Here is a 26,363-nt window from a genome sequence, read left to right as displayed (position 1 = left end):
GGCTCCATCCGCACGGGTGAACGGAGATCGATGAGCGGCCGGAATCCCGCACCCAGGCGAAGTTACGGTGGTCGTTCGGCCGAGGAGCGCCGGGCCGAGCGGCGGGGACGGCTGCTGGCGGCCGGTCTCGAACTTTTCGGGACCCGCGGCTACACCGCCACGTCCATAGAACGGCTGTGCGCGACGGCGAGCGTGTCCACCCGCAACTTCTACGAGGAGTTCACCGGACGCGAGGAACTCCTCACCACCCTGCACCGCACCGTCAACGACCGCGCCGCCCGAGCCTTCGCCACCGCCTACACCGAGGCGGCGAAGGCCGACCTACCAACCCGCGTCCACAACGCCGTCCACGCGTTCGTCTCCGTAACCGCCACCGACCCCCGCTGGGCCCGCATAGCGTTCGTCGAGGTCGGCCCCACCCTGGACCGATACAGCCAGTGGGAAAACGCGATCCGCACCCTCATCCAGGACGCCGTAACCCGCAACGAGGCCCCACCCCGCGACTACACGCTAACCGTAATCGCAATAACTGGCGCCCTAACCGCCCTAATCCACCACTGGTCCACCCAAAACCAAACCATCCCCACAGACCAAATAACCACCGAACTAACAACCCTAATCGTCAAAGCCCTAACCCCCACCCCCTAACCATCCGCACGAACCCCAGCCCGCCACAGCAACCCCACAACAACCTCAAGGTTTGCGATCGCGTCCGAAGGCAGGTTCAAGCGAAGCGAGAACCTGATCGCGCAGCGAGCCGCAAGGCGAGCCGAAGCGATGCCAGCGATCGCACGTGTTTTTCGACGATGGAGGGCCCTCCGGGCCCGAAGGAGGAGAAAAATACTAAATAACAGGAGGTCTTCCTGTTCGGGTCATTCTCCAGGCGGTGCGGTAGGTGATGGGGCGGCGGGGGCCCGCGGGTTTGCGCCAGCCTTCGACGAAGCCTTTGAACCAGGGCTTGAGGGCCTTGGGTTTGCGTTCGCGGAGGACGGTCATGCCGACCCATACGGCGACGTAGGTGAGGGCGAGGGGCCAGGGGAGGTTGCGGCGGGCCAGCCAGACGCGGTTGCGGGCGTTGTAGCGGTAGAACATGTCGTGGCGGGTCGGCAGGACGGCGGGGTGGAACATGACGGCTGAGGCGTCGTAGACGATGCGGTAGCCGGCGTTGAGGACCTGCCAGGCGAGGTCGGTTTCCTCGTGGGCGTAGAAGAAGTCCTCGGGGAGGCCGCCGCCCGCGTCGAACGCGGCGCGGCGGACGGCGCAGGCGCCGCCGAGGAAGGTGGTGACGGCGGAGGAGCGTTCGGGGTCGCCGGCGCGGAGCCGGGGGACGTGGCGGCGTTCGCCGCGTCCGCCCTCGGGGTCGCGGACGCGGAACGAGACGATGCCGAGGTCGGGTTCGGCGGAGAACCGGTCGCGCAGGTGGGCGCCCAGGCGGGTGGAGCGGTACCAGCCGTCGTCGTCGAGGAAGAGGATGACGTCGCCGCTGGACGCCTCCACGCCCCGGTTGCGGCCCGCGGGGATGCCGACGTTCTTCGGGAGGGCGACGCTCTTGACGCGCTCGTCGTCGAACGGGGGTTGGTCGGCGCGGTCGCCGGCGGGGTCGACGCCGTTGCCGACGAGGACGACCTCGACGTCCACGTGTTCCTGTTCGAGGGCGCTGCGAACGGCGCGGGCCAGTTCGTCCGGGCGGTTGCCCATGGTCAGGATGACGACGGAGAGTTTCACTTCAGTCTCCGGGAGGCCAGGATGCTGACCAGGTGCAGCAGGGTCTGGACGGCGGCGACGGCGGCGACGGCGACCATGAGGACGCGGACGGCGGTGGGGTCGTCGCCGCCGAACACGGTGTCGATCACGGCGGCGGCGAGGATCAGCAGGGACAGTTCGACGGCGCCGATGATCCGGTGCAGGCGCAGCATGGACGCGGCCTGCCGGGCGAGGGCGATGCGGGTGGAGCGGGGGCGCAGCGCGCTGTCGCCGCCGGTGGGGTCGGCGGGCAGTCCCGACTTGGCGCGTGCGACGACGACGTTGTCGGTCTCCGCCTTGATCAGCGCGGCGCCGAGGGCGGCGACGAGGCCGAGTTCGACCCAGCCGCCGTTCTCCCAGCCGCCCTGGGCCATGAAGCCGAGCCCGATGAGCAGCGACACCTCGGACAGGTAGTGCCCGATGCGGTCGAGGAACACCCCGGCGACCGAGGTGCGGCGCAGGTAGCGGGCGACCTCGCCGTCCACGCAGTCGAGGAGGAGGTAGATCTGGACGAGCACGGCGCCGCCGAGCGCCGTCCACAGCGGGGACGCGGGCAGAGACACCACGGCGCCCGCGACGATGCCGCTGAGCATCATCAGGTACGTGAGCTGGTTGGGGCTGAGGCCGAGGCGCAGCGCGACCAACGCGACGTACGGGGACAGGTCGCGCATGTAGAGGCGGCCCGCCCAGTGCTCTTCGTTGCGCCGGTCCTTCAGCCCGGGGGGCTGCCCGTACCGGCGGATGTCGGCGACCCTGGCGCCCTTGCGGGGCGGACGGTCGTCGCCGGGGGGTTCGGGGGTTCGGTTCCCCACGGGGATCTCAGCCTCCATGGGCCTGGACATACTCTTCCACCGCCTTGAGGGTCGCGCCCTGGTCTAGACCGAGAAATTCCAAGATCGTATAGCGGCCTGGTCGGGTGCGGGGGGCGTATTCCACGGCCTCGGCGAACTGTTCGACGGTCAGGCCGACGTCGCCGGGCAGGCGCGGCAAGCCGTGCCGGGCGAGACACGCGAGGATGTCGTCCAGCCGGTCCTTGCCGGAGCCGAGGTGGGTGGCGCGCAGGTGGAAGCAGAACGCCGCGCCGATTCCGGCGAGTTCGCCGTGGTTGGCGGTGCCGGGGAACAGGTGGTCGATGGCGTGCAGGATTTCGTGGTCGCCGCCGCTCGCGGGTCGGGAGTCACCCGCGAACGCCATCGCCATCCCGGACAGGACGAGTCCTTCGGCGAGGACGGTGAGGAACCGGTCCGACTCGATCGACTCGGGCTGGTGCAGCAGCGCCTCCGCGGCGGTGCGCGCGACGGTGAGCGCCATCCGGTCGACGCGTTCGCCGCATTCGTCGGCGGCGAGCAGCCAGTCCTCCACGGCGGACAGGTTGCTGACGACGTCCCCGATCCCGGCGCGGATGAGCCGGGCGGGCGCGGCGTGCACATAGTCCAGGTCGACGATCATCGCGAGCGGCATCACCACGCCGAACGAGCCCTTGCCCTTGTCGTGGACGAGGGAGGCGACCGGGGAGCAGATCCCGTCGTGGGACAGGTTCGTCGCGACCGACACCATCGGGATGCCGGACAGCGTGGCCGCGTACTTGGTGGCGTCGATCGTCCGGCCACCGCCGATCCCGACGACGGCCTCGTACGATCCCGCGCGGAGTTTGGCGGTGAGGTCGACGGCCGCGTCGACGGTGCCGCCCTCGACGTGGAACACGTCGCAGGACGACAGGGACGGGCGGACGTGTTCGGCGATCTGGTCGCCCTGGCCGGGTCCGACGGCGATGGCGACGCGTCCCTCGGTGGCGATCCGCTTGTCGGCGAGCAGTTCACCGAGGCCCGCGACGGCGCCGCGACGCACGTCGATGGACAGCGGGGCGTTCAGCATTCGCGTCAGCAGGGGCATGAGCCTCCTCGCTCGGTCGCGTTCGCGGTCAGTGTCCCTTGGCGATCCGGCGGGCCTTCTCCAGGTCGGCGTGGTCGTCGACCTCGACCCAGGGGACGTCGCCGATGGGGGCCACGCCGATGCGGCCGCCCCGGTCGACGTACTCCTGGTAGCCGTCCTCGTAGTAGAGGTCGGGGTCGCGTTCCCAGGTGGCCTTGAGGGCGTCGGCGAGCGGCCCGGCGGCGGCGGGCTCGATGAGCGTGGCACCGATGTACTCGCCGTTCGCGGTGGACGGGTCCATGAGCTTGGTGATGGTCTTCAACCGGCCCTCGCCGTCGAGGATGACCTTCATCTCCTCGTCGGCCAGGGTTTTCACATCGTCCACGGCGAGGAGGATGTCCGGTCCACGGTTGGCCAGTAGCGTCTTCTCGACGCTCACCGGATGGACCGTGTCGCCGTTGACCATGAGGACGCCCTTGGAGAAGTGTTCCCGAGCCAGCCAGAGGGAGTAGGCGTTGTTCCACTCCTCGGCCTTGTCGTTGTGGACGAGCGTGATGGACACGCCGTACCGCTCCTGGAGCGCGGCCCTGCGCTCCTCGACCGCGTCCGCGCGGTAGCCGACGACGATGACGACGTCGGTCAGCCCGACCTCGGCGAGGTTGCCGAGCGCGATGTCGAGGATGCTCGTCGTCCCGTCGGCGGTCTCGCGCACGGGGACGAGGGCCTTGGGGAGGGTGTCGGTGTACGGTCGCAGCCTCCGGCCCGCGCCCGCCGCCAGCACCATGCCGATCATGCTTTCCCTCTCTCCAGGTCGACGATCACGCCGGGCCGTCCGGCCAACCTAGGCGGCCGACGCCATGGATGCGAACGGGAGTAATCCGGACAAGGTTCGCATGTTGCTGCTATCCGGCCTTCCCGGCCGAGCCCCGCCCGGCACCGACACGGGCTGCGCGAACTCCGGCACGGCCAGGTAACCATACTCGATTCCGCAGGGAACGGGCGGTGCGCGGGCCGGTCCGACCGGACGAACCTTCCGATGATCATGGGCCGGTCCGGTACGTTGGGCCTGACCGGCCGATCGCGTGGGGACGCCTGGTCCATGGGGCCTGCGGATCCATCGGGCCTCCGGCCGGTTCGGAACGTCACGGGGCAGACGCACAGCGTAGCGGCCCGATGACCGGATGTCGTGGAAACCGGGGTGGCATGGCGACGCGGACGGTGGCGGTGGTGCTGGCCGGCGGGGTCGGCGCGCGGATGGGCGCCGGGCGCCCCAAGCAGCTCGTCGAGGTGGGCGGGCGGCCGATCCTGGCGCACGCGATCGCCGCGTTCGACGCGCATCCCGCCGTCGACGAGGTGGTCGTCGTGATGGCGGCCGGGCATCTGCGGGACGCCGCCGCGATCGCCGCGCCGTTCCGGAAGACGGCGGCGGTGATCGAGGGCGGCGACACGCGGACCGCGTCCACGGTCGCGGCGCTGCGCGTGCTGGACGACCGTCCGGACGACGCCCGGGTGCTGTTCCACGACGCGGCCCGCCCGTTCGTGGACGCCTCGGTGATCGACCGCGTGCTGGACGCGCTGGACGGCCACGACGCGGTCGCGGTCGGTGTGCCCGCGTCCGACACGATCGTGGTGGTCGAGGACGGCCTGGTCGTGTCCATGCCGCCACGTGACTCGATGAGCCTGTTCCAGACCCCGCAGGGCTTCCGGCTCGGCACGATCCGCCGGGCGTACGAGCTGGCGCTCGCCGACCCCGCGCTGCGGGCCACCGACGACTGCGGGATCGTGCACCGCTACCTGCCGGACGTGCCCATCCGCGTCGTCGCGGGCAGCGACCGGAACCTCAAGGTCACCCGACCGCTCGACGCCGTCGTCGCCGAGCACCTCGCCGGAGAGCACCACACCACGGGAGACGTCCGTTGATCTTCGAGAGCACTCCCACGGTGATCGGCCATCGCGGCTACGGGTCCGGGGAGCCGACGCCGCCCGGCGCGGCGGCGCCCGTCGCCGAGAACACGCTGCCCTCGCTGCTCGCCGCCGTCGACGCGGGCCTGTCGTGGGTCGAGATCGACGTGACCCGGACGGCCGACGACGACCTGGTCCTGCGGCACGACCCGACCGTCCCCGGCGGTGACCACGTCGTCGACCTGCCGGGCGCGGCGAGCGGGCTGCCCCGCCTCACGGACGTGTTCGACGCGCTCCCCGCGGACGTCGCCGTGGACGTCGACGTCAAGACCGTCCTGGAGGACGCGGTGGACGACCCGTCCCGCCGCACCGGCGCGCTGCTCCTGCCGGTGCTGAAGCGGGAGGCGAAGCGGCGCGGGCTGCTCGTCACGTCGTTCGATCCGTCGCTGCTGACGTTCCTGCGGGACGAACTGCCCGGCGTCCCGCTGGGGCTGCTGACGTGGCTGCGGTTCCCGTTCTGGCACGCCGTCCCCGCCGCGACCGGGCTCGGGCTGGACGTCGTCGCCGTGCACACCGGGTCGTGCGGTCTCGACCATCCCGACACGCGCCTGCGCCCCCTGGAGCACTGCGTGGACGTCGCGCACAAGGCGGGCCTGGAGACCGTCGTGTGGTGCCCGACCGCCGAGACGGCACCGGACTACGCGGCGGCCGGGTTCGACGCGATGGTCGTCAACGACGTCCCGGGCGTGCTCGCGGCGCTCTGAACGGTCAGCGGTCGCCGCCGTACACGCGCGTCCATTCGCCGGGCTCGTCGTCGTCCGGCCCGCTCGCCGAGGACGGCTTGGGCCGCTCGGCGGCGGGCGACGCGGGCGCGGCCGGGGACGCGGGCGGCAGCGGAGGCGGATTGGACGCGCCGGGCCCCTGCCCGAACTGGGGCGGGCCCTGCCAGGGCGGCGCACCCTGCCCCGCCGGAGGCGGCGCCTGCGGGTGCCGGGGTGCCCCCATGGGCGCCGGAGCACCGTGCAGGGGCGGCGGACCCAACGGCGCGGGCGGCGGTCCCCCGAAACGCGGCGCCGCGCCGGCGGTACGGGCCTGCCACCGGGACGGGACCACCGACGCCGCGACGAGCACCACCCCGAGCAGCAGGTAGATCCCGTACAGCCCGAGCGACATGTACGGGATGACCAGGTCGTCCGGAATCGTGTCGCCCGAGGGGTGCCTGACCGCCCAGTCCGGCTCCACGAGCCAGAGCAGGCCGAGTCCGGTGAAGGCGACTCCCGGAACCAGCGAGGCGAGCGGCGAGACCCGCGACGCCATGATCAGGCCGAGCGCGACGGCCACCGCGAGGAGGAGCGACGCGCCGAGCCATCTCTCACTCGACCCGTCGGCTCTGCCCAGGGTCTCCACCGCCACCCGGGTGGAAAGCCGTATCCGGTCCGTGCCGTAGGTCAGACCGAGGGCGACCAGGGGCGTGACGATCAGCCCGATCACCACGCCGATCATGTGACGTGCTCCGTTGGACATGGCCACCCTCCAGACCGGGTCGGCGGCAGGCTCCCGCCAAACCTAACCCTGAGACGCGCCGCCGGGCACGGGGGTTCGAGGGTGGACTTGCTCTATGGTGCCAGCTATTGGATGGATTCGCCGGGTTTGACCGGACTGGGCTGGCCGAGTCGCGGCGGGCTGGTCAGGAACCCGATGCCCCAGGTCACGTGCATGGTGGCGTACACGAGCGGGAGTCGCAGCCACGCGGTCAACGGCAGCCCGCGTCCCTCCACCGCTGCGCCGACGATCAACGCGGCCGCGTACCCGCCCGGCACCAGCCAGCCCGGCCAGAACCCGAACACCCCGGCGACCGCGCCGACCGTCATCGCGACCACGGCGATCGGCGGCGCGAGATAGCGGAAGTTGAGGGTGCCCTGGTGCTCGCGGCCGACGACGCGCCGCCAGCGTCCGGTGTGGAAGTACTGCTTGGCGAGGGCCCGCAGGTTGGGACGCGGCCGGTACGTGACGCGCATCCGCGGCGTGAAGAAGACCCGGCCGCCGGTCTGCCGGATGCGGTGGTTCATCTCCCAGTCCTGCGCGCGGGCGAACGTCTCGTCGTAACCGCCGACGCGTTCGAGCGCGCTGCGCCGGAACGTCCCCAGGTAGACGGTCTCGACCTCCCCGGGTTCCCCGCCGGTGTGGAAGCGGGCGTTGCCGACGCCGATCTTGGACGTCATCGCCCGCGCCACGGCCTTCTCGAACGGCGTGACGCCCTCCGCCGCCATGATGCCGCCCACGTTGTCGGCGCCGGTCTCCTCCATCGTCTCGACGGCGGCGCGGACGTAGTCGGACGGCAGCAGCGAATGCCCGTCCACCCGGACGACGATCGAGTACTGCGACGCCTTGATCGCGATGTTGAGGCCCTGCGGGGTGCGTCCGGTCGGATTGGCGACCACCAGGACCCGCTGGTCGTCGGCGGCGAGCGCCCGCGCGATCTTCTCCGTACGGTCCCGACACGGTCCCACCGCGAGCACGAGTTCGAGCTCACCGGGATAGTCCTGGGTGAGGATGCCGCGGACGGCCTCGGCCAGGTGCCGCTCCTCGTTGAGGACCGGCATCACCACCGACACCGCGGGCCAGGTGCGTTCACCGGAATCGGAGCGAGGCTTCACGGCTTCCTGGGTTTCCTGCTGCGTGGCGCTCTGGGCATGGGGAGACGAATTCATGTGGCTCGCGGACGCCCCCCGTCCGAGACGGCGGAGTGGCGCCTCTTCCTCTCTCTGGCTCGCTTGCCTGACGCGGCCCACGCCGCCCAGATATGCGTGCGGGCCGCCGGGGTGTGGTCGAGACGGCGCCACGTTACTGCACGGACACGAGGTCGAGGTAGCGAACGGACGGGTGTCCCCCACTTTAGAGTGGGGTGGACTCGCGTCAGGAAGACGTCTTCGGGAGGCGGCGGCCGTTATGGCAGACGGGCACGACTCAGGTCGCGGCGCCGGCGACCCGCCGGACGACGATCCGCTGGAGCGCTATTTCCGGCCGCGTCCGGGCGGGCACGCGGCGACGGGCGACGACGGTGACATCGAGGGCGTCACCATCGACGGGATGCCCGCGCCACGCGTGTCGGTGGAGAGCCCGCGCGGCCCTCGCCGGCCCGGCCGGACGCTGAGTCCACGGGCGGCGATGAGCGCGCGGCGGCAGAAGCGCTTCCTCACGCTGACCGGCGCGATGTCGGTGTTCGTGCTGCTGACCTCCGGTGGCGCGTGGGCGTTCCAGAACTACGTCACCGGCCTCATCGACGAGGTGTCGGTCGGCGGTCTCGGCCGCGGCAAGGACGCGCCGAAGGGCGCGATGACGATCCTGGTCGCCGGGGTCGACCGCCGGGACGGGCTGACGAAGGAGCAGCAGAAGGCGGCCAAACTCGGCCACCAGCCGGGTGAGCGGTCCGACACGATGATGCTGCTGCACGTGTCCCGCGACCATGACCGGGTGTCGGTCGTGAACCTGCCGCGCGACTCGTACGTGACGATCCCGGCGCACAAGTCGAACGGCGCGGAGGGGCCGAAGGGGGCGCGGGTTCCGTCCCGTCCGGGCAAGCTGACCTGGGCGTACCAGTTCGGCGGGCCCGACCTCACGGTCGACACGATCAAACGCGCGACGGGCGTGTCCATCGACCACTACGTCGAGGTGAACTTCTACGGCTTCGTGCGCATGGTGGACGCGCTCGGCGGCGTGGACGTGTGCACCGAGCAGGCCGTCAACGACCCGAAGAGCGGGCTGAAGCTGCCTCCCGGCAAGTCGCACGTGGACGGTCTCAAGGCCCTGTCGTTCGCCCGCGCCCGCTACACCCTCACCGGCGGCAGCGACCTCGGCCGCATCGACCGGCAGCAGCAGTTCATGGCGTCGATGATGAAGCAGGCGCTGTCGACGAAGACGCTGAGCGACCCGGTGAAGTCGACGAAGTTCCTGAAGGCGGCGCTGTCGTCGCTGCGCGTCGACCCGGAACTCGCCGACAACCTGCCGAAGCTCACCGACCAGATGAAGAACCTGTCGACCGACAAGCTGACGTTCGCGAAGGTGCCGCTCGCCAACCCGGGCCACAACGCCGTGCTGTGGAACTCGCCCTCGACGCAGTCGGTCGTCCTGTGGGACCAGGGCAAGGCCCGCGACCTGTTCTCCAAGATCCGGCGGGACCAGCCGCTCGACGAGCACACCAAGAAGCCGAGCCCGACACCGACGGGCAAGCCCGAGAACCGTCTGACGGTGCCGCCGGACGACATCTCCGTCCGCGTCCTGAACGCGATCGGCACGCCGGGCCTCGCGACGAAGGCGGGCAGGCAACTGCGGGGAGTGGGCTTCGACGTCACGGTCGTCCCGGGCGTGGCGCGCCGCGGCCTCCAGACCACCCAGATCCAGCACGGCGCGGACGCCGCGGACAAGGCGAAGACCCTGGCCGCCGCGATCCCGGGCGCCAAGCTGAAGAAGGTCGGCGGGCTCGGGTCGAAGGTGCAGGTCATGGTCGGGGCGAACTGGGACGACGTGAAGGAGGTGAAGGTCGACGGCGCCTCGCCGACCGCGTCGCCGGGCGGCGGCATCGAGACCGACACCGCCACCCAGAAACTCTGCGGCTGAGCGCCGAGGCATCCGAACCGCGCGACACGCCGTCGTGACCTCCTGATTCACAGATGATCACTGTGGGTAACAGAGCGAGTGACAGAGAGTAGCCACTCGTATCAGGAGGCCACAGCATGTCGACAAGAAAGCTCAGCCTGCTCACCATGACCGCCGCGCTGGCGCTCACCGCGTCCGTCGCCACCGCGAACGCCGCGCTCGCCGTGCCACCGCCGTCTCCGGCGGACACCAAGAGCACGGCCGACGGCAAGCCCAAGCCCGACCCGCAGCACGCGGACCTCGTGGGCTCGCCCAAGACGAACGCCATGCCCGACGGCCCGTCGTCCGACGCCGCGTCCAAGGCCGAGGCCGGCAAGCCGGCCGCCAAGCCCAAGTCACAGCCCAAGTCACAGCCGAAGGACAAGTCCAGGCCGGTCGCCAAGGACGGCACCAACGTTCATGCGTGCCTGGACGCCAGGTGCGAGGTCGAGGTGCGCAACGGCCAGGAAATCCAGCTCGACGGACGGTACGGGGTCGAGGAGATCGAGGTCGAGCTGAACGGCGGCCAGGCGACCCTCTTCGTCCGGGGCAACGGCTCCACGGCGATCGCGTCGATGGCCACGACCCAGCCCGGCCCGGCCACGGCCATCAACGGCGTGCGCATCAGCGCCTACCAGGTGGACCACGACAGGATCATCCTCAACATCTCACACGCCTGATCACGAGTTCCGGGGGACGGACGGCACGTCCGTCCCCCATGGACCATGCCCGGCCCGCAGGTGCCCGAGCGTGAAATGGCGCTAGTCGGCCGTAGGCCGCCAGCGATACGCCTCTTGCCGCGCGCTCCAGCCCCCAATGACCCCCACCGCGATGGCGAACACCATCGAACTGGTCACCGATCCGAACAGCACATTGAAGGAGAACTGCCCTTCCTGAATCACAGAGATGAAGAACAGGCTATGCCAGATGGTGATGACCGCCGCGGCCGCCGCAGATATGATCATGGGAACCGTCAGATGCCATAGCGCGATACGTTGGAAGAGTCCGGGCGTGCTCGCAAGGGCGGATACCGGCGCCAACGCCGCTCCGAATCTCAGGAATTCTCCGGCGACGCTGAGCACGGTGGCGAACATGAGCAAGACCATGCCCACGATGCCAAAGAGCAGCATCCAGTCGCCGAGCCTGGCCCGATCGCTGTTTCCGAGTACCCAATCGTCTCCGAGCCTGCTGATATGGGGCGTGTTCAGACTCCTGTAGGCGGCTTTTTCCACATCACTTCGATAGTCGCCACCCACCGCGGCGGAGTCGGCCACGATCGCGACGGTTTCCGGACCATCCCGCAAGGGAGGAGGAAGCTCGTCCTGAACGCTGAACTTCTTTCCCCCGTACCAGCCGAGCAACTCCCTCATGCGAAGGTCGTTCACCCTGTCGATCGCATTCGGGTTCTTCGCTCCACAATCGAGATGAAGGCGACCAAGAACCGCGCAGGTCGCATGAAGGCTCACGAAGGATTTCTTGTCTTCATGCGTTCGAACGGTCAGTACCTCGGCCCCCACCGGAAGTGCTCCAGTGAAAGCCTTCATGCGTTCTCCCGTGATATCACGAGACTCGACGATCAAAACTTGATCGCCGATACGAGCCTGCGTGGCCTGGGCCGCCTCGGCGGGAGCTCCGAGACGGCTCTGCCACACCTGCAACTGACTGATCAGCCCGAGTGAAATGATCATCGCGGTCGCCAGCCGCACGATCACACCGGGATGCAGAGCGGTCCATCGGCCCCCGATGATGAGCCCCGGGTTGCCCAGCCGGTTCCCGACGCTTGCCATCCTGCATCCCAGCCAGCCGCTGGCCTTTGCACCGACGGAAGGAAGAGTGGCCCACAGACCGACGGTCCCTCCGACGAACAGGAAAAGGCCGACCTCGCCACGGATGTACTGACTGATGAAGACCGTGCACAGGGCAACGACGAACAAGACCGAGCGATAGCGTGGTACGCGCTCGCTGAACCCGCGAGGACGTGTCGAACCACCGGTAGCCGTTGAGCGGTGCAACGCCACGACCATGAGCAGCACCGCGAGGAACGACAGAAGGGCCGCAGTCACGACGAGAAGAAGATGATCACGTACGTCCACCGCGCTCATCGTGTAGCCCGTGACCGGAAGACGTATGTTCGTGCTCATCGCGATGGCCAGTGGTATGACGCCCAGCATGGTCCCGAGCGCGGCCGGAGTCGCAGCCTCGCCTGTCGTCACCAGGGCGTTGTCCTTCCACCTGGCTCCGAGGGCCACCAGCAGTCGGCCACGGCGATCTCTCGTGGCCGACCCGCAGCGGGCGACCACGACCAGTAGGGCGACGGCGGGGAGACCGGCCAGCGCCGCGATCGCGAGAACCACCTGCGTCAACGGACGCGGATCAACGGCCTCACCGATTCCCCATGCCTGGCCGAATCCAGTCGCCTGATACCAGAGCTCATCGGCGTTTCCGCCTTCGGGCGGAGAGTGCGGTCGCATGTAGACGAGCCGCTCGCCAGGTGAGGCCAGTCCGGACGCCCCGATTTCTCCGGCGAACCTGCCATAGCGCTGCTTGATGTGGTCGTTGGCGGTCGCGGCATTGATCAATCCCGGCGACAGAAACGCTTCGCCGGGCGCGGGCCAACGCGACAGACCCGGCGGTGGCTTGGCCGCCACCGATCTGGGTTCGAGGGAGATCACCCAATGATGTCGCCCGTGGAGCGTATCGGTGCTCTCGGCCCATCGAAATTCGATCGCGTCTCCGCTGTGTTCAGAGACGATCGGCCCGCGTGCCTGTTCGCGCTGCTCGCGACCATCGTAGATGGAGAAGGCGGCGGCCACGGAGAGAAAGGTCATCGTCAAGGCCGCGGACGCGACCACGAGTCCGGCGAACCTCAGGCGGCCCCCACGGATTCCGTGGCCGCTCGTCCATCCGATCCTGAGCAGTTGGACCCAGAGTAACCGGCCTGACCGGCGCCCAGCACTCATTGGGGTGCCATCTCCATCAGTTCAGCGGCTTCCAATTTGAACTGGCGGTCGGCCCGGCGCGCCACGGCGGGGTCGTGGGTGACGACGACGATGGCGCAACCGTACTGCTTCGCCAAACCGAAGAGCAGATCGGCCACGTCCTCTCTCGATTTCGCGTCCAACGCCCCCGTCGGTTCGTCCGCGAGTATCACACTCGGCTCCGTCACCAACGCCCGCGCCACGGCGGTGCGCTGCCGCTCACCGCCGGAGAGAAGGCTGGTCGGAGTTTCCTCCATGGGGATGCCGAGGCGCCTGAGCAGGGTGTTCGCTCGCTGATAAGCGACTTTCCTGCCTTTGCCGGCCAGTAACCCGGGGAGGGCGACGTTCTCCAGTGGACTGAGCTCGGGCAGCAGCTCGCCGAACTGGAACACCATGCTCATTTTCCGGCGACGCAGATCCGCCCGCTGGCGAGCGGACCTCCCGGTGAGCTCTTCTCCATCAACGACAACGGAGCCGTCCTGCGATTCGATGAGTCCGAGGGCACACATCAATAATGTGGACTTGCCGCTTCCACTCGGGCCCGTTATGGCAACAGACTCACCCTGGTGGACGCCGAAGCTCACATCTTTGAGGATGGTGCGTTCAGCTATCGAATAGCACAGCCCACGCACTTCGAGCATGGCGTTCTCAGATTCCTTCATGAATACTTCTGACCTTCATCTTCGCGGCACTGGTGAGCCGCTCGCGACCACCAGGTGGACGGCTCGGGGCGAACTCTCGCTACACCGAGAACGAGAGACCTTCCCTTCGAACGGGGGGCAGGGGACCGGCCTTCCTCGACCGGTCCCCTGGTGTTCTTACTTGACCGGCACCCACTTCGAGCAGAGGTCCGGCGCCTTGTCCCGCTCTTCACAGACGTGGATCTTGGTCACCTTGCGACCGTTCTTGGTGTAGGTCTTCTTCCCCTTGCCGAGCTTGTTCCAGAGCGTGTACTTGTGCTTGCCCGTGCCCACGCGGTTGTACTCGTTCTTCACCCAGTCCCCAGCCCACGTGTCCTTCACTCCGGCCCTGCCGGCCTTTCCCCCGGCCGGGGCCCAGCCATGGGCGAAGACCGTGCCGTTCTTAGCCGCGTAGGCATTCGTGGCTAAAGCGCCGGTGGAGGGCAGTGCGGCGGTTGCCACCAGGACCCCGACGAGCACCTTGAGCGATCGTGACATGAACTATTCCCTTTCGGTCGGCATCCTTCGATGCGCTATTCGCGGGGTCATTTCATTAAGAGATGCTGACAGCCCGCAGAAGACGAGGTCAAGTCACCCTGCGTGATGCTTCTTGTCGGCCGGTGACCATCGAGTTCACCTACGGCCACCAATGACGGGTCGCGAGACGAAAAGACGGTCTCATGACCTGCGCTTCTTCCAGTCGAGTTCACAAGGTCACAGATTGTCACACGAGTCGATCAGGTCATCGATGATTTGTTCCAATCCAAGTTTTCACGCAGTGCGCGCAGCCACAAAACTGCAAGAGCTACGTGTTTCCCACGATGTTCGATCCTCCCCAGCGATATACGATCCGCCGGGCCCATGAGTCGGTATTTCTTTGTTGGCCGAGAGGTCATGGGGATGCCGATCCCGATGCCGGATCCGGTGGTGTCGTCCGATGAGGGGCGGTCGGTGCTGACGGGGAGGCTGCGCCGCGGTAGGACCTCGCAGGCGTCGCGGTTGCGGAAGCGGGGAATGTAGCCCGGACGCGCTGTGCCGCGGGCGGGGCACAAACCCGGCTGTAGTGGGCACTGGAGGGAAGAGGCCGCCTGTCGGCGGCGGCGGAGTGGGAGGAGTGGGTTCTTGGCCCATCGACTCACGGTCATCGGGACCGGTTACCTCGGTGCCACCCATGCGGCGTGCATGGCCGATCTGGGTTTCGAGGTGCTGGGCGTCGACGTGGACGAGGAGAGGATCGCGCGTCTCGCGGCCGGTGAGCTTCCGTTCTACGAGCCGGGGCTGGAGCCGATGCTGCGCAAGGGGGTGGAGAGCCGGCGGTTGCGGTTCACCTCGTCGTACCCGGAGGCCGCGGAGTTCGGCGACGTCCACTTCCTGTGCGTCGGGACGCCGCAGAAGGCCGGTGAGTACGCGGCCGACCTCTCCGCCGTTGACGGCGCGATCGGGACGCTCGCGCCGCTGCTGCGGCGGCCCTGCCTGGTCGTCGGCAAGTCCACCGTCCCGGTCGGGACGGCCGAACGGCTGGCGGAGACGCTCGCCAGGACGGCGCCCACCGGTGGCGACGCCGTCCTGGTGTGGAACCCCGAGTTCCTGCGCGAGGGCTTCGCCGTCCACGACACGCTGCGTCCGGACCGGATCGTCGCCGGGCTGCCCCCCGACCAGGGCGCGGCCGACCATGCCGAGAAGGCGCTGCGGGAGATCTACCGGACGATGATCGCGGCCGGAACGCCGTTCATCACCTGCGACTACCCCACCGCGGAACTGGTCAAGGTGGCGGCCAACGCGTTCCTCGCCACCAAGATCTCCTTCATCAACGCGATGGCGGAGGTGTGCGAGGCGGCCCGCGCGGACGTGACGAAGCTGTCGCAGGCGCTCGCCCACGACGACCGGATCGGCGGAAGGTTCCTCGGCCCGGGGCTCGGCTTCGGCGGCGGCTGCCTGCCGAAGGACATCCGCGCGTTCATGGCGCGGGCCGGGGAGCTCGGCGCCGACCAGGCGTTGACGTTCCTGCGCGAGGTCGACGAGATCAACATCCGCCGCCGGATCCGGATGGTGGACCTCGCCCGGCAGCTGCTCGGCGGCTCGTTCGCCGGACGGACGGTCGGGGTTCTCGGCGCCGCGTTCAAACCCGACTCCGACGACGTGCGCGACTCGCCCGCGCTGGACGTGGCCGCGTCCATCCGCGCGCAGGGGGCGAAGGTGACGGTGTACGACCCGAAGGCCATGCCCAACGCGCGGCGCGCGCAGCCGAGCCTGGAGTACGGCGAGTCGGCCCTGACCGCCGCCGAGAACGCCCATGTCGTGCTGCTGCTGACCGAATGGCCCGAGTTCCGGGACATGGACCCGTCCGCGCTCGCCGAGGTCGTCGCCGAACGCAACATCGTGGACGGCCGCAACACGCTCGACCCGGAGCGGTGGCGCGCGGCCGGATGGAACTACCGGGCGCTGGGACGTCCCTGAAACAGGGGGAAGCAACGGGTCGGGCGCGCTGTTGTCGTGGACATGGTTGATCCCTTCGCCGACCAGGACGTGATCCGGCGGCTGCTGAACGAGACGAGGACGTGGGCGTTCGTCGGACTCGGCGACAACCCGGAGCGCGAGGTGTACACGCAGGCCCGGCTGCTGCGAGAGCGGGGGAAGCAGATCATTCCCGTCCATCCGGAGGCGCGGGAGGTCCTCGGCGCGAAGGGATACGCGTCCCTGGCCGACGTGCCGGACGAGATCGACGTGGTCGGCGTCTACCGCCGCGCCGAGTTCGCGGGACAGGCCGTGGACGAGGCGATCGCGGCGGGCGCGAAGGCGGTGTGGCTGCCACTCCAGGTGATCGACGAGGCTGCGGCGCGCCGCGCCCGGGACGCCGGACTCGACGTCGTCATGAACCGCTGCCCCGCCGTCGAGTGGGCCCTACGCCGCTAGCTTTATTGCAGTCCCGGCCCATAGCTTTATTGCAGTCCCGGCCCACTTCGCTCGCCTGGCGGCTCGCTACGTGACCGTCCCTGGGGCGAACGCGACATCGCTTCGCGATCCGCCCGGCTCCGCTCGCCTCCGGCGTCGCTCCACCGGGCGGGTAACGCGTTCGCGTGCGGGCTGAGGCCGCTGTGTTCCTTGCAGAACCGGGCCACTTCGCTCACCTGGCGGCGCGCTACGTGACCGAGTCCGGGCGAATGCGGTATCGCTTCGCGATCTGCTCGGTTTTGCTCGCCTTCGGCGTCGCTGCACCGGGCGGGTCACGCGTTCGCGTGCGGGCTGAGGCCGCTGTGTTCTTGCAGGACCGGGCCACTTCGTTCGCCTGGCGGCTCGGTGCGTGACCGGGTCTGGGCGAACGCGGTATCGCTTCGCGATCCGCTCTGTTTCGCTTGCCTTTGGCGTTGCTGTGCTGGGCGGGTTGTGTGTTCGCGGGCTGAGGGCACCTCGCTAGGGCGCTGGCCTCGGTCGGTGGTTCGGTCCGGCGCTCAGAGGCTCTCTCGCAGGCGGGTGCCCTTTGCCTTGGCCTGGTTGTAGAGGTCGCGCTGGAAGTCCCGCATCCGGGCCTGGAGGCCGTCGTCGGACGCGGCCAGGATGCGGACGGCCAGCAGGCCCGCGTTGCGGGCGGCGCCGACCGCGACCGTCGCGACGGGGACTCCGGCGGGCATCTGGACGATCGACAGCAGCGAGTCCATGCCGTCCAGGTACTTCAGCGGGACGGGGACGCCGATCACCGGCAGCGGGGTGACGGAGGCCAGCATGCCGGGCAGATGTGCCGCGCCGCCCGCGCCCGCGATGATCACTCGGAGGCCGCGGGCGGCCGCCTGCTCCCCGTAGGCGATCATGTCGTGCGGCATCCGGTGCGCGGACACGACATCGGCCTCATACGGGACGTCGAACTCTGTGAGCGCGTCGGCCGCGTCCTTCATGACCGGCCAGTCGGAGTCGCTGCCCATCACCACGCCGACCAGCGGCCCTCGCTCGGTCATCGCCGTCCCTCCCGCTCCTTCATCCTGGTGCCCCAGCGCAGGTAGGCGGCCGCGTGCCGGGCGCGTTCCCGCACGTCGTCGAGGTCGTCGCCCAGCGCGGTCACATGGCCGATCTTGCGGCCGGGACGCGACTCCTTGGCGTACATGTGCACCTTGACCGCCGGGTCGTGCGCCATCACGTGGATGTAGCGGGCGTAGACGTCCGGGTCGTCGCCGCCGAGCACGTTCGCCATGACCGTGTACGCGGCGGTGGGCTCGGTGGACCCGAGCGGCAGGTCGAGGACGGCCCGCAGGTGCTGTTCGAACTGCGACGTCCGGGCGCCCTCGATCGTCCAGTGGCCGGAGTTGTGCGGGCGCATCGCCAGCTCGTTCACGATCAGCCCGCGGTCGGTCTCGAACAGCTCGACCGCGAGGAGGCCGACGACGCCGAGTTCCCCGGCGATCGTCAGGGCGAGACGCTGCGCCTCGGCGGCCACGTCCTTCGGCAGGCCCGGCGCGGGCGCGATCACCTCGGTGCAGATCCCGCCCTCCTGGACGGTCTCCACGATCGGGTACGCGGCGCCCTGCCCGTACGGGGAGCGCGCGACGAGCGCGGCCAGCTCCCGGGTGAACGCCACATGCTCCTCGACCATCAGGTCGACGTCCTTGGAGAGCAGGTCGCGGATCATGTCCCCGGCCGCCTCGTCGAGGGCGTCCAGCACCCAGACGCCCTTGCCGTCGTAGCCGCCGCGGACGGCCTTGACCACGAGTGGGAGGCCGTGGTCGGCGGCGAAATCCTCAAGCGTCTTCAGCGGCTCCGCCCTCGGGACGGGCGCGTAGGCCGGGCAGGGGACGCCCATGCCGCTGAGCCGCTCCCGCATCACCAGCTTGTCCTGCGCGTGCGCCAGCGCGGCCGGACCCGGACGGCACGGCACCCCCGTCGACTCCAGCTTCCGGATGTGCGCTCCGGGGACGTGCTCGTGGTCGAACGTCACGACGTCACAGCCCTGGCCGAACGCCAGGAGGTCGTCCAGGGACCGGTCGTCGCCGACCCGCACCCCGGACACGACCTTCGCCGCCGCGTCGTTCGGCGTGGCGGCGAGCACGCGCAGCGACACGCCGAGCGCGATCGCGGCCTGCTGCGTCATCCGGGCCAGCTGGCCCCCGCCGGCCATGCCCACAACAGGCACACCATTCCGGCGGAGCCGGTCCGGGGGGTGTGGGGGGTCGCCCCCCCTCGCAGGGAATCGGGCTGGAATCGTCACGTCAGAAGGTTATCGGCCGGTGGAACTGAACGAACCGCCCCCGCCGTGCGTCGGACCTGGGTGTGGGGGACGCGGATATGGGCATGGAACGCTCGGACAACGTGAAACGTTCATGTTCCGACGTCCCAGGGGCCGCGTGCGTCTATTCTCGTGATGCCTCCGTAGTAGCCGCCGCGCGCCGGACGTGGCGCACAGACGAAGCCCGGAAGGACGGTTCCCCTTCGTGAACCTGGTCGCCAGTCTCCATCGGCAGTTCGCGCACCTCGTGCGGGAGCTGGCCAAGTTCGGCAGCGTGGGCGCCATCGCGTTCGGCATCACCGTCGTGATCGGCAACGCCCTGCACACCGGCCTGGGAGTGGGGCCGCTGACCTCCAACGGCATCGCGACGGTGATCGCCACGACGTTCTCGTACGTGGCGAACCGGTTCTGGACGTTCCGGCACCGCGACCGCACCGGTCTCGGCCGCGAGTACATGCTGTTCTTCGCGTTGAACGGCGTCGGGCTCGTGATCACGGAGCTGTTCATCGGGTTCTCGCACTACGTCCTTGGCCTGTCCGGCGCGGTGTACTACAACGCCTCGCTGGTCGTCGGTACGGGCGTGGCGACGCTGTTCCGCTTCTGGTCGTACAAGAAGTGGGTGTTCCTGCCCGCGTCCGCGCCGCACGTCGACCCCGCGTCGGGGCTGCCGGAGCCCGACCCCGCGGCCGAGCCGGCCGCCGAGGGGACGGGCGCGCACCGCGTGAACGGTCACCCGGTGCCCTCGCCGAAGGTCGGCCACCCCCTCGACGCGCACGCCGCCGAGGACTACGCGGAAATCTAACGGCCCGGCTCGCTACGTGACCGTTCCTGAGGCGAACGCGACATCGCTTCGCGAGCCGCCCGGCTCACGCGTTCGTGCGGGCTGAGGTCGCTGGAAACGGCTCCAGGCCCCTTCCCGATTCAGGCGGGGCCCATGACGACGCGTTCGGCCGCGAGGCGGGCCTCGGCGGCCGGGCGGAGGAAGATCCCGAACACGGCGGGACGGGACTGGATCAGTTCCAGCCGCCCGCCGTCCACCATGGCGAGCGAGCGGGCCAGGTAGAGCCCGAGGCCGGTGCCGCGGCCGCCGCTGACGCTCCGCTCGAAGATCCGGGGCTCCAGCTCGGGCGGGATGCCGTTGCCCTCGTCGCCGATCTCGACGACCACCGAACTCGCGCCGGGTTTGGTGTGGATGGTCACGGTCCCGGCGCCGTGCATCAGCGAGTTGTCCAGGAGCGTGGCGACGATCTGGGAGAGACCCTCCGGATTGGTCATCCCGATGAGGCCCTGCTCGCCGATGATCCGCACGTCGCGTCCGTCCCGGCGGAAGATCGGCCGCCACTCCTCCACCTGCTGCGCGATGATCTCGTCGATGGGCGAGGCGACCGCGCCGCCGGTGCGGTCGTGCCGGGCGCGGGCGAGAAGCTGCTCGACGACCGCGACGAGCCGTTCGGCCTGCGTGACGGCCGCCGCGCCCTCCTCCCGGACGACGTCCGGGTAGTCGGCGGCCTCGATCATCTCCTCCAGCCGCATCGACAGCGCGGTCAGCGGCGTGCGGAGCTGGTGGCTGGCGTCGGAGGCGAACTCGCGGCTCGCGGCGACCAGGTCGGCGATGCGGACGGCGCTGCGGTCCAGCACCTCGGCGACCCGGTCGACCTCCGGGATGCCGTAGCGGCGGCGACGCGGCCTGGCGTTGCCGCTGCCGAGCCGGTCGGCGGTCTCGGCGAGGTCGATCAGCGGCAGTGTCAGCTTGCGCGCCTGCACCATCGCCAGGGCGACGGTGAGGGCGACGCCGAGCAGCGCGAGGCTGCCGATGAACAGCATCAGCCGCAGCGCCTCGTCGCGGACCTCCGCCTCCGGCCTGGACACCCGGACCCGGATCGCGTCGTGCGTCCGGGTGGCGGTGAGGACGTCCCCGCGCCGCGGCGGGCCCGCGGTGAGCGTCCGACCGTCCGGCAGGACGACCGTGATGTGCCGGCCCGGGAACTCCCGCGCGATCATCACGCCGGTGAGGGGCCGCCGCGTCTCCAGGCTGAAGCCGACACCGCCGGCGATGGAGGACGCCTCGCGGTCCAGCGACCGGCCGGCCCCCTCGTAGACGAGCTTGTGGGCGGCGTAGGCGAGGGGTATGCCGAGCGACAGGATCGCGACCACCGCCACCGCGAGCGTCGACAGGAGGAGTCGGCGCCTCATCAGGGCTCCTTCAGGGGTGGGGCCACGGATCGCACGGCACGTCGCCCCGGGGGCCTCTCGGGAAGGCCCCCGGACGTCCCGCACGACCGTGGCGGCCGGTGCTAGTCGCCGCGCTCGAACCGGAAGCCGACGCCCCGCACCGTGGTGATGTAGCGGGGGCTGCCGGCGTCGTCGCCGAGTTTGCGGCGCAGCCAGGAAATGTGCATGTCGAGCGTCTTCGTGGAACCCCACCAGTTGGTGTCCCACACCTCGCGCATGATCTGTTCGCGGGTCACGACCTTGCCCGCGTCGCGGACGAGGACGCGCAGCAGGTCGAACTCCTTGGTGGTGAGCTGGAGCTCCTGGTCGCCCATCCAGGCGCGGCGCGACTCGGCGTCGATCCGCACCCCCTGGACGATCGGCGTCTCGGTGCTTCCCCGGCGCAGCAGCGCCCGCACCCGGGCGAGAAGCTCGGCCAGCCGGAACGGTTTGGTGACATAGTCGTCGGCGCCCGCGTCCAGCCCGACGACGGTGTCGACCTCGTCGGCACGGGCGGTCAGGATCAGAATGGGCACGCCATGCCCCTCGGCCCGCACCCTGCGGGCCACCTCAAGGCCGTCCAGCTCGGGAAGGCCGAGATCAAGGACGATCAGGTCGACGCCGCCGCCGAGCGCCCGTTCCAGGGCCTGCGGGCCGTCCGGGCTGACTTCGACGGTGTACCCCTCGCGCCGCAGCGCGCGGGCGAGAGGCTCGGAGATGGACGTGTCGTCCTCGGCGAGCAGTACTGAGGTCATGAACCGATCGTATGACCATTCTTGAACATTGCCCGGCAGCCGCCGCGCTCTTGACCTGCGGTTTGCCACTCATAGTACATCCTCGAATACCCCCAGATCCGACGAAATACGGAGGTAGGCCGCATCCTGGGCGGCTGTCAAGGGGTCGGGAAGCCCGATTCTCGGCCGAGGACCGCGACCGACGCACCGGGCAGTTCGACGCGGGCCGCATCCGAATTGCCGGTGCTGTCCTCGTGCAGGTGGATCGCCGGATTCGAGGCGAGCAGCAGGCGCCGCCGGGGCGCTCCGGGCTCGGGCGCCGGGGGCGCGATCGGAAGGTCGATCGGGGTCTCGCCGAGGTTCGCGGCGACGCACACCCCGCCGCGCCACATGATCAGCCAGCGGTCGCCGAGCGTCTCGGTGCCCGTGTCAACGGTCGTCCCGGTCAGGCGTGGGTCGTTCAACTCCGGGCGTGAGCGGCGCAGGGCCAGCAGGGACCGGTGCCATTCCAGGAGGTCGCGGTGGTGGGGCCGGTCCGGCTCCGTCCAGTCGAGTACGGAGCGCCGGAAGGTTTCCACAGCCTGTGGATCGGGGACGGCGCCCGTCCAGGCGTGCCGCGCGAACTCCCGGCGGCGTCCCTCGGTGACCGCACGCGCCAGTTCAGGGTCCTGGTGGTCGGTGAAGTAGCACCACGGGGTGGACGCTCCCCACTCCTCGCCCATGAACAGCATGGGCGTGAAGGGCGCGAGCAGGAACAGCGCCGCGCCGACCTTCAGCATCGACGGCGCGATCCGCGCGGACTCCAGGACGGCGCCGAGGCGGTCGCCCGCCGCCCGGTTGCCGATCTGGTCGTGGTTCTGGAGAAAGCCGATGAACCGGTGCGCGGGCGTCTTATGGACGTCGACAGGGCGGCCGTGGTGCCGTCCCCGATACGTCGACATCGTGCCGTCGTGGACGAAGACGTTCGTCAGCGCCTTCCTGAGCGTCTCCAGGGAACCGAAGTCGCAGTAGTAGCCCTGCCGTTCGCCGGTGAGCGCGGCATGGAGGGCGTGGTGGAAGTCGTCGCTCCACTGGGCGTCCATCCCGTGTCCGCCCGCTTCCCTGGACGTCACCAGCCGCGGATCGTTCAGGTCGGACTCGGCGATGAGGAACAGTTCCCGCCCCAGGTGCGCCGAAAGGCCCGCCACGGCGCCCGCCAGTTCCTCCAGGATGTGGACGGCACTGTGGTCGGTGATGGCGTGGACGGCGTCGAGGCGGAGCCCGTCGAAGTGGTAGTCGCGCAGCCACATCAGCGCGTTCCGCACGACGAACGCGCGGACCTCGTCCGAGCCCTCCTGGTCGAAGTTCACCGCCTCGCCCCAGGGGGTGGTGTGGGAGTCGGTGAAGTACGGGCCGTAACTGGCGAGGCGGTTACCGTCGGGGCCCAGATGGTTGTAGACGACGTCCAGGACGACGGCGAGGCCCCGGGCATGAGCGGCGTCCACGAAACGCTTCAGGCCGTCGGGGCCGCCGTACGGCTCATGCGGCGCCCACAGGTGAACACCGTCGTAACCCCATCCGCGGCGGCCGGGGAACGCGGCGACGGGCAGAAGTTCCACGGCGTCGACCCCGAGGGCCACCAGATGGTCGAGACGCTCCACCGCGGCGTCGAACGTCCCTTCCGGCGTGAACGTGCCCACGTGCATCTCGTAGAGGACGCTTCCGGGGAGCGGCCGTCCATGCCAGTGCTGGTCGGTCCAAGAGAACCGGTCGTGGTCGTAGATACGGCTCTGCCCGTGGACGCCGTTCGGCTGCCAAGGTGAGCGCGGGTCGGGTAGTACTTCGTCCGTGCCGTCCAGGACGAAGCCGTAGTCAGTGCCGTGTGCGGCGTCCTGGACGTCGGCCCACCACCAGCCGGGGTGACGCCTGTTCATAGGGTGGCGCCGGGTGCCGCCGGTCACGACGTCGACACGGTCGGCGAACGGTGCCCACACCTCGAACCGGGTGCTCAACGATCGATCTCCCTGGGGACGAGCAACGCGACGGGCAGATGCTCGAACAGGCGGGCGGCGTCCAGGATCGGGCCCATGTGGGTGCAGCTCGTCAGGACGTCCCGCCAACCCTGGCGGCGGACGTCCACCCTCGTCCCCTTCCAGCCGCCACGGCGTTCCAGCCCCACGGGCAGCCGGGTGACGAGCGCGACGGCTTCCCCGCGGGCGAAGCCGACGACGTGTTCGGCGGCGGGCCCGTGCGCGGCGATCGGCTCGTATCCGGCGGTCGGGCCGAACCATTCGGGGTGCGACCGGCGCAGCCGCAGCGTCCGGGACGTCACGAGCAGCTTCTCGTCGTCGACCTCCTTCGGCAGCCGTCCGGTGTCGAGCCGGAAGAGATGCTCGCGACGGCGCCCGTAGTCGACCGGCCGCCGGTTGTCGGGATCGACCAGCGCCAACCCGGTCATCTCGCAGCCCTGGTAGACGTCCGGTACGCCCGGCATGGCCAGCTGGACGAGCTTCTGCCCGAGCGTGTTCACCCGCGCGTAGGGGGCCAGCCTCGCGACGAACGAGGTCATGTCGGTGACCAGGTCGGGGTCGGCGAGGACACCGCGCGCATACTCCAGGACCGCCTTCTCGTAGGCGGGATCCTGATCGAGCCAGGACGTGCGGGTCTTGGCCTCCCGCATCGCCTTGGTGAGAAACTCCTCCAGGCGCCCGGTGGTGAGCGGCCACGCACCGACGAGGGTCTGCCACAGCAGATATTCGAGGTCCGGTTCAAGAGGCGAGGTGCCGGGACCCCAGTTCCGCCAACGTTCCACGGCCTCCACCCACTCGCCGGGCAGTTCCGACAGCACGGACAGCCATGCCCGCACGTCCTCCTCCCGCTTGGTGTCGTGCGTGGACAGCGTCGTCATCGTCAACGGCCAGTCGCGGGCGAGCCTGATGCAGTGCGAGTGGAAGTCCTCGGCGCCCACGGAGAACCGGCCTGGGACGCCCCCGACCTCGTTCAGGGCGGCCATGCGGTTCCACCGGTAGAACGCCGTGTCCTCGACGCCCTTGGCCGCCAGCGGCGCCGACGTCTGCTGGAAACGCACGATGAACTCGGCGTCGGTGCGCTCACCACGACCGAGGGCCAGGTCGACGACCGCCTCCAGGTCGGCGTGCGCGTCCTCGGGGAGATGCGCGCGTGCACGGCGGGCGGCCTCGTTGAGGACGTCCACGGCCCGCTGCGGCGCGTCCTCACCAGGAACCACGTACGCGCGGTACACCGGCATGGCGACGAGCAGTTCGACCAGCGCCCGTTCCATGCCGGGACGCCGCTCACCCACCATCCGCCGGAGAACACGGACGAGACGATCGATCTCCGGCTTCAGGCAGGACGACGCCGCGTGCAGGCGGGCGTCGCGCTCCACCTCCTCGAAGTCGCGCGGCCCGCCCGTCAACGACACGTAGTAGTCGGTGAGCGGCTTCTCACCCGCCGGATCGACGAACAGCCCGCCGACCATGCCGAGCGAGTCGTAGCCGGTGGTGCCCGCGCACGGCCAGTCGGGCGGCAGCCGCTCCTCCCCCGTCGTGATCTTCTCGACCAGTAACCAGACGCCCGCGGCGGCCTCCGCCAGCCGCCGCAGATATCCGCGCGGGTCGGCGAGACCGTCCGGGTGGTCGATGCGGAGCCCGTGCACCAGGCCTTCCTCGACCAGGCCGAGCAGTCGCGCGTGCGTGCGCTCGAACACCTCCGGGTCCTCCTGGCGCAGCCCGATCAGGCCGTCGATGTCGAAGAACCGCCGGTAGTTGACCTCGCCCTCCCCGGGCAGGACGACCCGGCCGCCGCCCGCCTCCCAGTCGATGTCGAACCACGACGCGTACGGCGACGCGGGACCGTCCGCGACGACGGCGGCGAACGGCACGTTCAGGTCGCGCGGGACCGGGATCGCCATGTGGTTCGGGACGACGTCCACCAGCAGCCGCAGCCCGTGCGCCCGGAACCGGGTGGCCATCGCGCCGAACGCCTCCGCGCCGCCCAGCTCGTCCGCCAGCCGGGAGTGGTCGACCACGTCGTAGCCGTGCGTCGATCCGGGCGCGGCCCGCAGGATCGGCGACAGGTAGACGTGCGAGACGCCGAGCGACGCCAGGTAGGGGGCCAGGGCGGCGGCCTCGGCGAATCCGAAGCGCTCGTGCGGCGTCCCGCGAAGCTGGAGCCGGTAGGTACCGGACGGCGGCGCGACCGCGTGGTCCGCCGGAACGCCTCCGCTGACTCCGGTCAGGGCCTCTTCGGCCAGATGGTCCTCGGACACGGTCTCCTCACCAGGGGGTTCGGCGCCGGGAAGCGGTTCCTCGGGAGCGGGTTCGGCGGCGTACATGTCAGAGGAGAGCCCTTCCCCGTGAGGGGTGGCTCACACCGGTCGGACGCCCGCTGGCCAGAA

At 69.9% G+C, this 26,363-nt stretch carries 23 protein-coding genes; 8 read left to right on the top strand and 15 right to left on the bottom strand.

All coding sequences use genetic code 11. The annotated features are described in order from the left end of the window. Positions 1 to 30 precede the first annotated feature (30 nt). Positions 31 to 648, top strand: coding sequence for a TetR/AcrR family transcriptional regulator (locus tag D0T12_RS07220; protein WP_117398663.1), 618 nt, complete (start codon positions 31 to 33; stop codon positions 646 to 648). Between the two features lie 195 nt (positions 649 to 843). Here the strand turns inward: D0T12_RS07220 and D0T12_RS07215 are convergent, their stop codons facing one another. The 4 genes from D0T12_RS07215 to D0T12_RS07200 are packed head-to-tail and all read right to left on the bottom strand — an operon-like array spanning position 844 to position 4,408. After that, complete coding sequence (locus D0T12_RS07215; protein WP_117398969.1) at positions 844 to 1,698, bottom strand: glycosyltransferase family 2 protein; 855 nt, start codon at positions 1,696 to 1,698, stop codon at positions 844 to 846. A gap of 23 nt (positions 1,699 to 1,721) precedes the next feature. Further along, the gene (locus tag D0T12_RS07210; protein ID WP_117398662.1) at positions 1,722 to 2,573 is read right to left on the bottom strand and encodes a CDP-alcohol phosphatidyltransferase family protein; all 852 of its coding nucleotides are present in this window, start codon (positions 2,571 to 2,573) and stop codon (positions 1,722 to 1,724) included. Beyond that, positions 2,563 to 3,618: an iron-containing alcohol dehydrogenase family protein gene (locus tag D0T12_RS07205; RefSeq protein ID WP_199487373.1), complete on the bottom strand. Its 1,056-nt coding sequence runs from the start codon at positions 3,616 to 3,618 to the stop codon at positions 2,563 to 2,565. Before D0T12_RS07205 ends, D0T12_RS07210 begins: the two co-directional genes overlap by 11 nt. Before the next feature lie 46 nt (positions 3,619 to 3,664). After that, positions 3,665 to 4,408 (bottom strand): phosphocholine cytidylyltransferase family protein, encoded by a 744-nt coding sequence (locus D0T12_RS07200; protein WP_117398660.1) that lies wholly within the window; start codon positions 4,406 to 4,408, stop codon positions 3,665 to 3,667. A 410-nt stretch (positions 4,409 to 4,818) separates the two neighbouring features. Between D0T12_RS07200 and ispD the strand changes: the two genes are divergently transcribed. Both ispD and D0T12_RS07190 read left to right on the top strand, forming a co-directional pair. After that, on the top strand, positions 4,819 to 5,535 hold the full coding sequence (gene ispD, locus D0T12_RS07195; RefSeq protein ID WP_117398659.1) for a 2-C-methyl-D-erythritol 4-phosphate cytidylyltransferase: 717 nt from the start codon (positions 4,819 to 4,821) through the stop codon (positions 5,533 to 5,535). Next, positions 5,532 to 6,281 carry a glycerophosphodiester phosphodiesterase gene (locus D0T12_RS07190; protein ID WP_117398658.1) on the top strand — a complete coding sequence of 250 codons (750 nt, stop codon included), beginning with the start codon at positions 5,532 to 5,534 and terminating at the stop codon, positions 6,279 to 6,281. Before ispD ends, D0T12_RS07190 begins: the two co-directional genes overlap by 4 nt. A gap of 4 nt (positions 6,282 to 6,285) precedes the next feature. Here D0T12_RS07190 and D0T12_RS07185 read toward each other — a convergent pair whose 3' ends face one another. Both D0T12_RS07185 and D0T12_RS07180 read right to left on the bottom strand, forming a co-directional pair. Further along, on the bottom strand, positions 6,286 to 7,020 hold the full coding sequence (locus tag D0T12_RS07185; RefSeq protein WP_117398657.1) for a hypothetical protein: 735 nt from the start codon (positions 7,018 to 7,020) through the stop codon (positions 6,286 to 6,288). Between the two features lie 125 nt (positions 7,021 to 7,145). Further along, a complete protein-coding gene (locus D0T12_RS07180) occupies positions 7,146 to 8,228 on the bottom strand; it encodes a glycosyltransferase family 2 protein (protein ID WP_117398656.1) in 1,083 nt (360 codons plus the stop codon). Positions 8,229 to 8,466: 238 nt separating this feature from the next. Between D0T12_RS07180 and D0T12_RS07175 the strand changes: the two genes are divergently transcribed. Continuing rightward, the gene (locus D0T12_RS07175; protein ID WP_117398655.1) at positions 8,467 to 10,134 is read left to right on the top strand and encodes an LCP family protein; all 1,668 of its coding nucleotides are present in this window, start codon (positions 8,467 to 8,469) and stop codon (positions 10,132 to 10,134) included. Between the two features lie 116 nt (positions 10,135 to 10,250). Then, complete coding sequence (locus D0T12_RS35265) at positions 10,251 to 10,832, top strand: hypothetical protein (RefSeq protein WP_158581434.1); 582 nt, start codon at positions 10,251 to 10,253, stop codon at positions 10,830 to 10,832. Positions 10,833 to 10,913: 81 nt separating this feature from the next. Here the strand turns inward: D0T12_RS35265 and D0T12_RS07160 are convergent, their stop codons facing one another. The 3 genes from D0T12_RS07160 to D0T12_RS34790 all read right to left on the bottom strand — a co-directional run bounded on the left by D0T12_RS07160 (position 10,914) and on the right by D0T12_RS34790 (position 14,308). Next, positions 10,914 to 13,004 (bottom strand): permease, encoded by a 2,091-nt coding sequence (locus D0T12_RS07160; protein WP_117398652.1) that lies wholly within the window; start codon positions 13,002 to 13,004, stop codon positions 10,914 to 10,916. 104 nt (positions 13,005 to 13,108) lie between these two features. Beyond that, entirely contained in the window at positions 13,109 to 13,792 is a 684-nt protein-coding gene (locus D0T12_RS07155; protein ID WP_117398651.1) for an ABC transporter ATP-binding protein, read from the bottom strand. A gap of 156 nt (positions 13,793 to 13,948) precedes the next feature. Next, positions 13,949 to 14,308, bottom strand: a complete 360-nt coding sequence (locus D0T12_RS34790; RefSeq protein WP_147339419.1) for a hypothetical protein — start codon at positions 14,306 to 14,308, stop codon at positions 13,949 to 13,951. Between the two features lie 624 nt (positions 14,309 to 14,932). On the opposite strand from D0T12_RS34790, the gene D0T12_RS07150 reads away from it, so the two are divergent. Next, a complete protein-coding gene (locus D0T12_RS07150) occupies positions 14,933 to 16,267 on the top strand; it encodes a UDP-glucose dehydrogenase family protein (protein ID WP_117398650.1) in 1,335 nt (444 codons plus the stop codon). 42 nt (positions 16,268 to 16,309) lie between these two features. After that, positions 16,310 to 16,723, top strand: a complete 414-nt coding sequence (locus D0T12_RS07145; RefSeq protein ID WP_117398968.1) for a CoA-binding protein — start codon at positions 16,310 to 16,312, stop codon at positions 16,721 to 16,723. A gap of 536 nt (positions 16,724 to 17,259) precedes the next feature. On the opposite strand, the gene purE is transcribed toward D0T12_RS07145, so the two are convergent. Together purE and D0T12_RS07130 are read right to left on the bottom strand one after the other, a co-directional pair. After that, positions 17,260 to 17,760, bottom strand: coding sequence for a 5-(carboxyamino)imidazole ribonucleotide mutase (gene purE / locus D0T12_RS07135; protein WP_117398648.1), 501 nt, complete (start codon positions 17,758 to 17,760; stop codon positions 17,260 to 17,262). After that, the gene (locus D0T12_RS07130; RefSeq protein ID WP_117398647.1) at positions 17,757 to 18,929 is read right to left on the bottom strand and encodes a 5-(carboxyamino)imidazole ribonucleotide synthase; all 1,173 of its coding nucleotides are present in this window, start codon (positions 18,927 to 18,929) and stop codon (positions 17,757 to 17,759) included. The genes purE and D0T12_RS07130 overlap by 4 nt, the downstream gene beginning before the upstream one ends. A 298-nt stretch (positions 18,930 to 19,227) precedes the next feature. Here D0T12_RS07130 and D0T12_RS07125 point away from each other — a divergent pair, with 298 nt between their 5' ends. Next, complete coding sequence (locus D0T12_RS07125; protein WP_117398646.1) at positions 19,228 to 19,824, top strand: GtrA family protein; 597 nt, start codon at positions 19,228 to 19,230, stop codon at positions 19,822 to 19,824. Between the two features lie 119 nt (positions 19,825 to 19,943). Here the strand turns inward: D0T12_RS07125 and D0T12_RS07120 are convergent, their stop codons facing one another. From D0T12_RS07120 to treY, 4 genes are all read right to left on the bottom strand, one after another. After that, complete coding sequence (locus D0T12_RS07120; protein ID WP_117398645.1) at positions 19,944 to 21,215, bottom strand: ATP-binding protein; 1,272 nt, start codon at positions 21,213 to 21,215, stop codon at positions 19,944 to 19,946. Between the two features lie 101 nt (positions 21,216 to 21,316). Next, positions 21,317 to 21,988 (bottom strand): response regulator transcription factor, encoded by a 672-nt coding sequence (locus D0T12_RS07115; RefSeq protein ID WP_019629095.1) that lies wholly within the window; start codon positions 21,986 to 21,988, stop codon positions 21,317 to 21,319. Between the two features lie 137 nt (positions 21,989 to 22,125). Continuing rightward, positions 22,126 to 23,958 (bottom strand): malto-oligosyltrehalose trehalohydrolase, encoded by a 1,833-nt coding sequence (treZ, locus tag D0T12_RS07110; RefSeq protein WP_117398644.1) that lies wholly within the window; start codon positions 23,956 to 23,958, stop codon positions 22,126 to 22,128. Next, on the bottom strand, positions 23,955 to 26,300 hold the full coding sequence (gene treY / locus D0T12_RS07105) for a malto-oligosyltrehalose synthase (protein ID WP_117398643.1): 2,346 nt from the start codon (positions 26,298 to 26,300) through the stop codon (positions 23,955 to 23,957). The genes treZ and treY overlap by 4 nt, the downstream gene beginning before the upstream one ends. Between the last annotated feature and the right edge of the window lie 63 nt (positions 26,301 to 26,363).

This window comes from Actinomadura spongiicola (genome assembly GCF_003432485.1).
Classification (GTDB): Bacteria; Actinomycetota; Actinomycetes; order Streptosporangiales; family Streptosporangiaceae; genus Spirillospora; species Spirillospora spongiicola.
This window is presented reverse-complemented; position numbering and strand designations above follow the sequence as displayed.

Bases quoted from the DNA above. Each gene is read 5' to 3' on its own strand.
- D0T12_RS07220 (WP_117398663.1), top strand. From the start codon at position 31: ATGAGCGGCCGGAATCCCGCACCCAGGCGAAGTTACGGTGGTCGTTCG.
- D0T12_RS07215 (WP_117398969.1), bottom strand. From the start codon at position 1,698: ATGGGCAACCGCCCGGACGAACTGGCCCGCGCCGTTCGCAGCGCCCTC.
- D0T12_RS07210 (WP_117398662.1), bottom strand. From the start codon at position 2,573: ATGGAGGCTGAGATCCCCGTGGGGAACCGAACCCCCGAACCCCCCGGC.
- D0T12_RS07205 (WP_199487373.1), bottom strand. From the start codon at position 3,618: ATGCTGAACGCCCCGCTGTCCATCGACGTGCGTCGCGGCGCCGTCGCG.
- D0T12_RS07200 (WP_117398660.1), bottom strand. From the start codon at position 4,408: ATGATCGGCATGGTGCTGGCGGCGGGCGCGGGCCGGAGGCTGCGACCG.
- ispD (WP_117398659.1), top strand. From the start codon at position 4,819: ATGGCGACGCGGACGGTGGCGGTGGTGCTGGCCGGCGGGGTCGGCGCG.
- D0T12_RS07185 (WP_117398657.1), bottom strand. From the start codon at position 7,020: ATGATCGGCGTGGTGATCGGGCTGATCGTCACGCCCCTGGTCGCCCTC.
- D0T12_RS07180 (WP_117398656.1), bottom strand. From the start codon at position 8,228: ATGAATTCGTCTCCCCATGCCCAGAGCGCCACGCAGCAGGAAACCCAG.
- D0T12_RS07175 (WP_117398655.1), top strand. From the start codon at position 8,467: ATGGCAGACGGGCACGACTCAGGTCGCGGCGCCGGCGACCCGCCGGAC.
- D0T12_RS35265 (WP_158581434.1), top strand. From the start codon at position 10,251: ATGTCGACAAGAAAGCTCAGCCTGCTCACCATGACCGCCGCGCTGGCG.
- D0T12_RS07155 (WP_117398651.1), bottom strand. From the start codon at position 13,792: ATGAAGGAATCTGAGAACGCCATGCTCGAAGTGCGTGGGCTGTGCTAT.
- D0T12_RS34790 (WP_147339419.1), bottom strand. From the start codon at position 14,308: ATGTCACGATCGCTCAAGGTGCTCGTCGGGGTCCTGGTGGCAACCGCC.
- D0T12_RS07145 (WP_117398968.1), top strand. From the start codon at position 16,310: ATGGTTGATCCCTTCGCCGACCAGGACGTGATCCGGCGGCTGCTGAAC.
- purE (WP_117398648.1), bottom strand. From the start codon at position 17,760: ATGACCGAGCGAGGGCCGCTGGTCGGCGTGGTGATGGGCAGCGACTCC.
- D0T12_RS07120 (WP_117398645.1), bottom strand. From the start codon at position 21,215: ATGAGGCGCCGACTCCTCCTGTCGACGCTCGCGGTGGCGGTGGTCGCG.
- D0T12_RS07115 (WP_019629095.1), bottom strand. From the start codon at position 21,988: ATGACCTCAGTACTGCTCGCCGAGGACGACACGTCCATCTCCGAGCCT.
- treY (WP_117398643.1), bottom strand. From the start codon at position 26,300: ATGTACGCCGCCGAACCCGCTCCCGAGGAACCGCTTCCCGGCGCCGAA.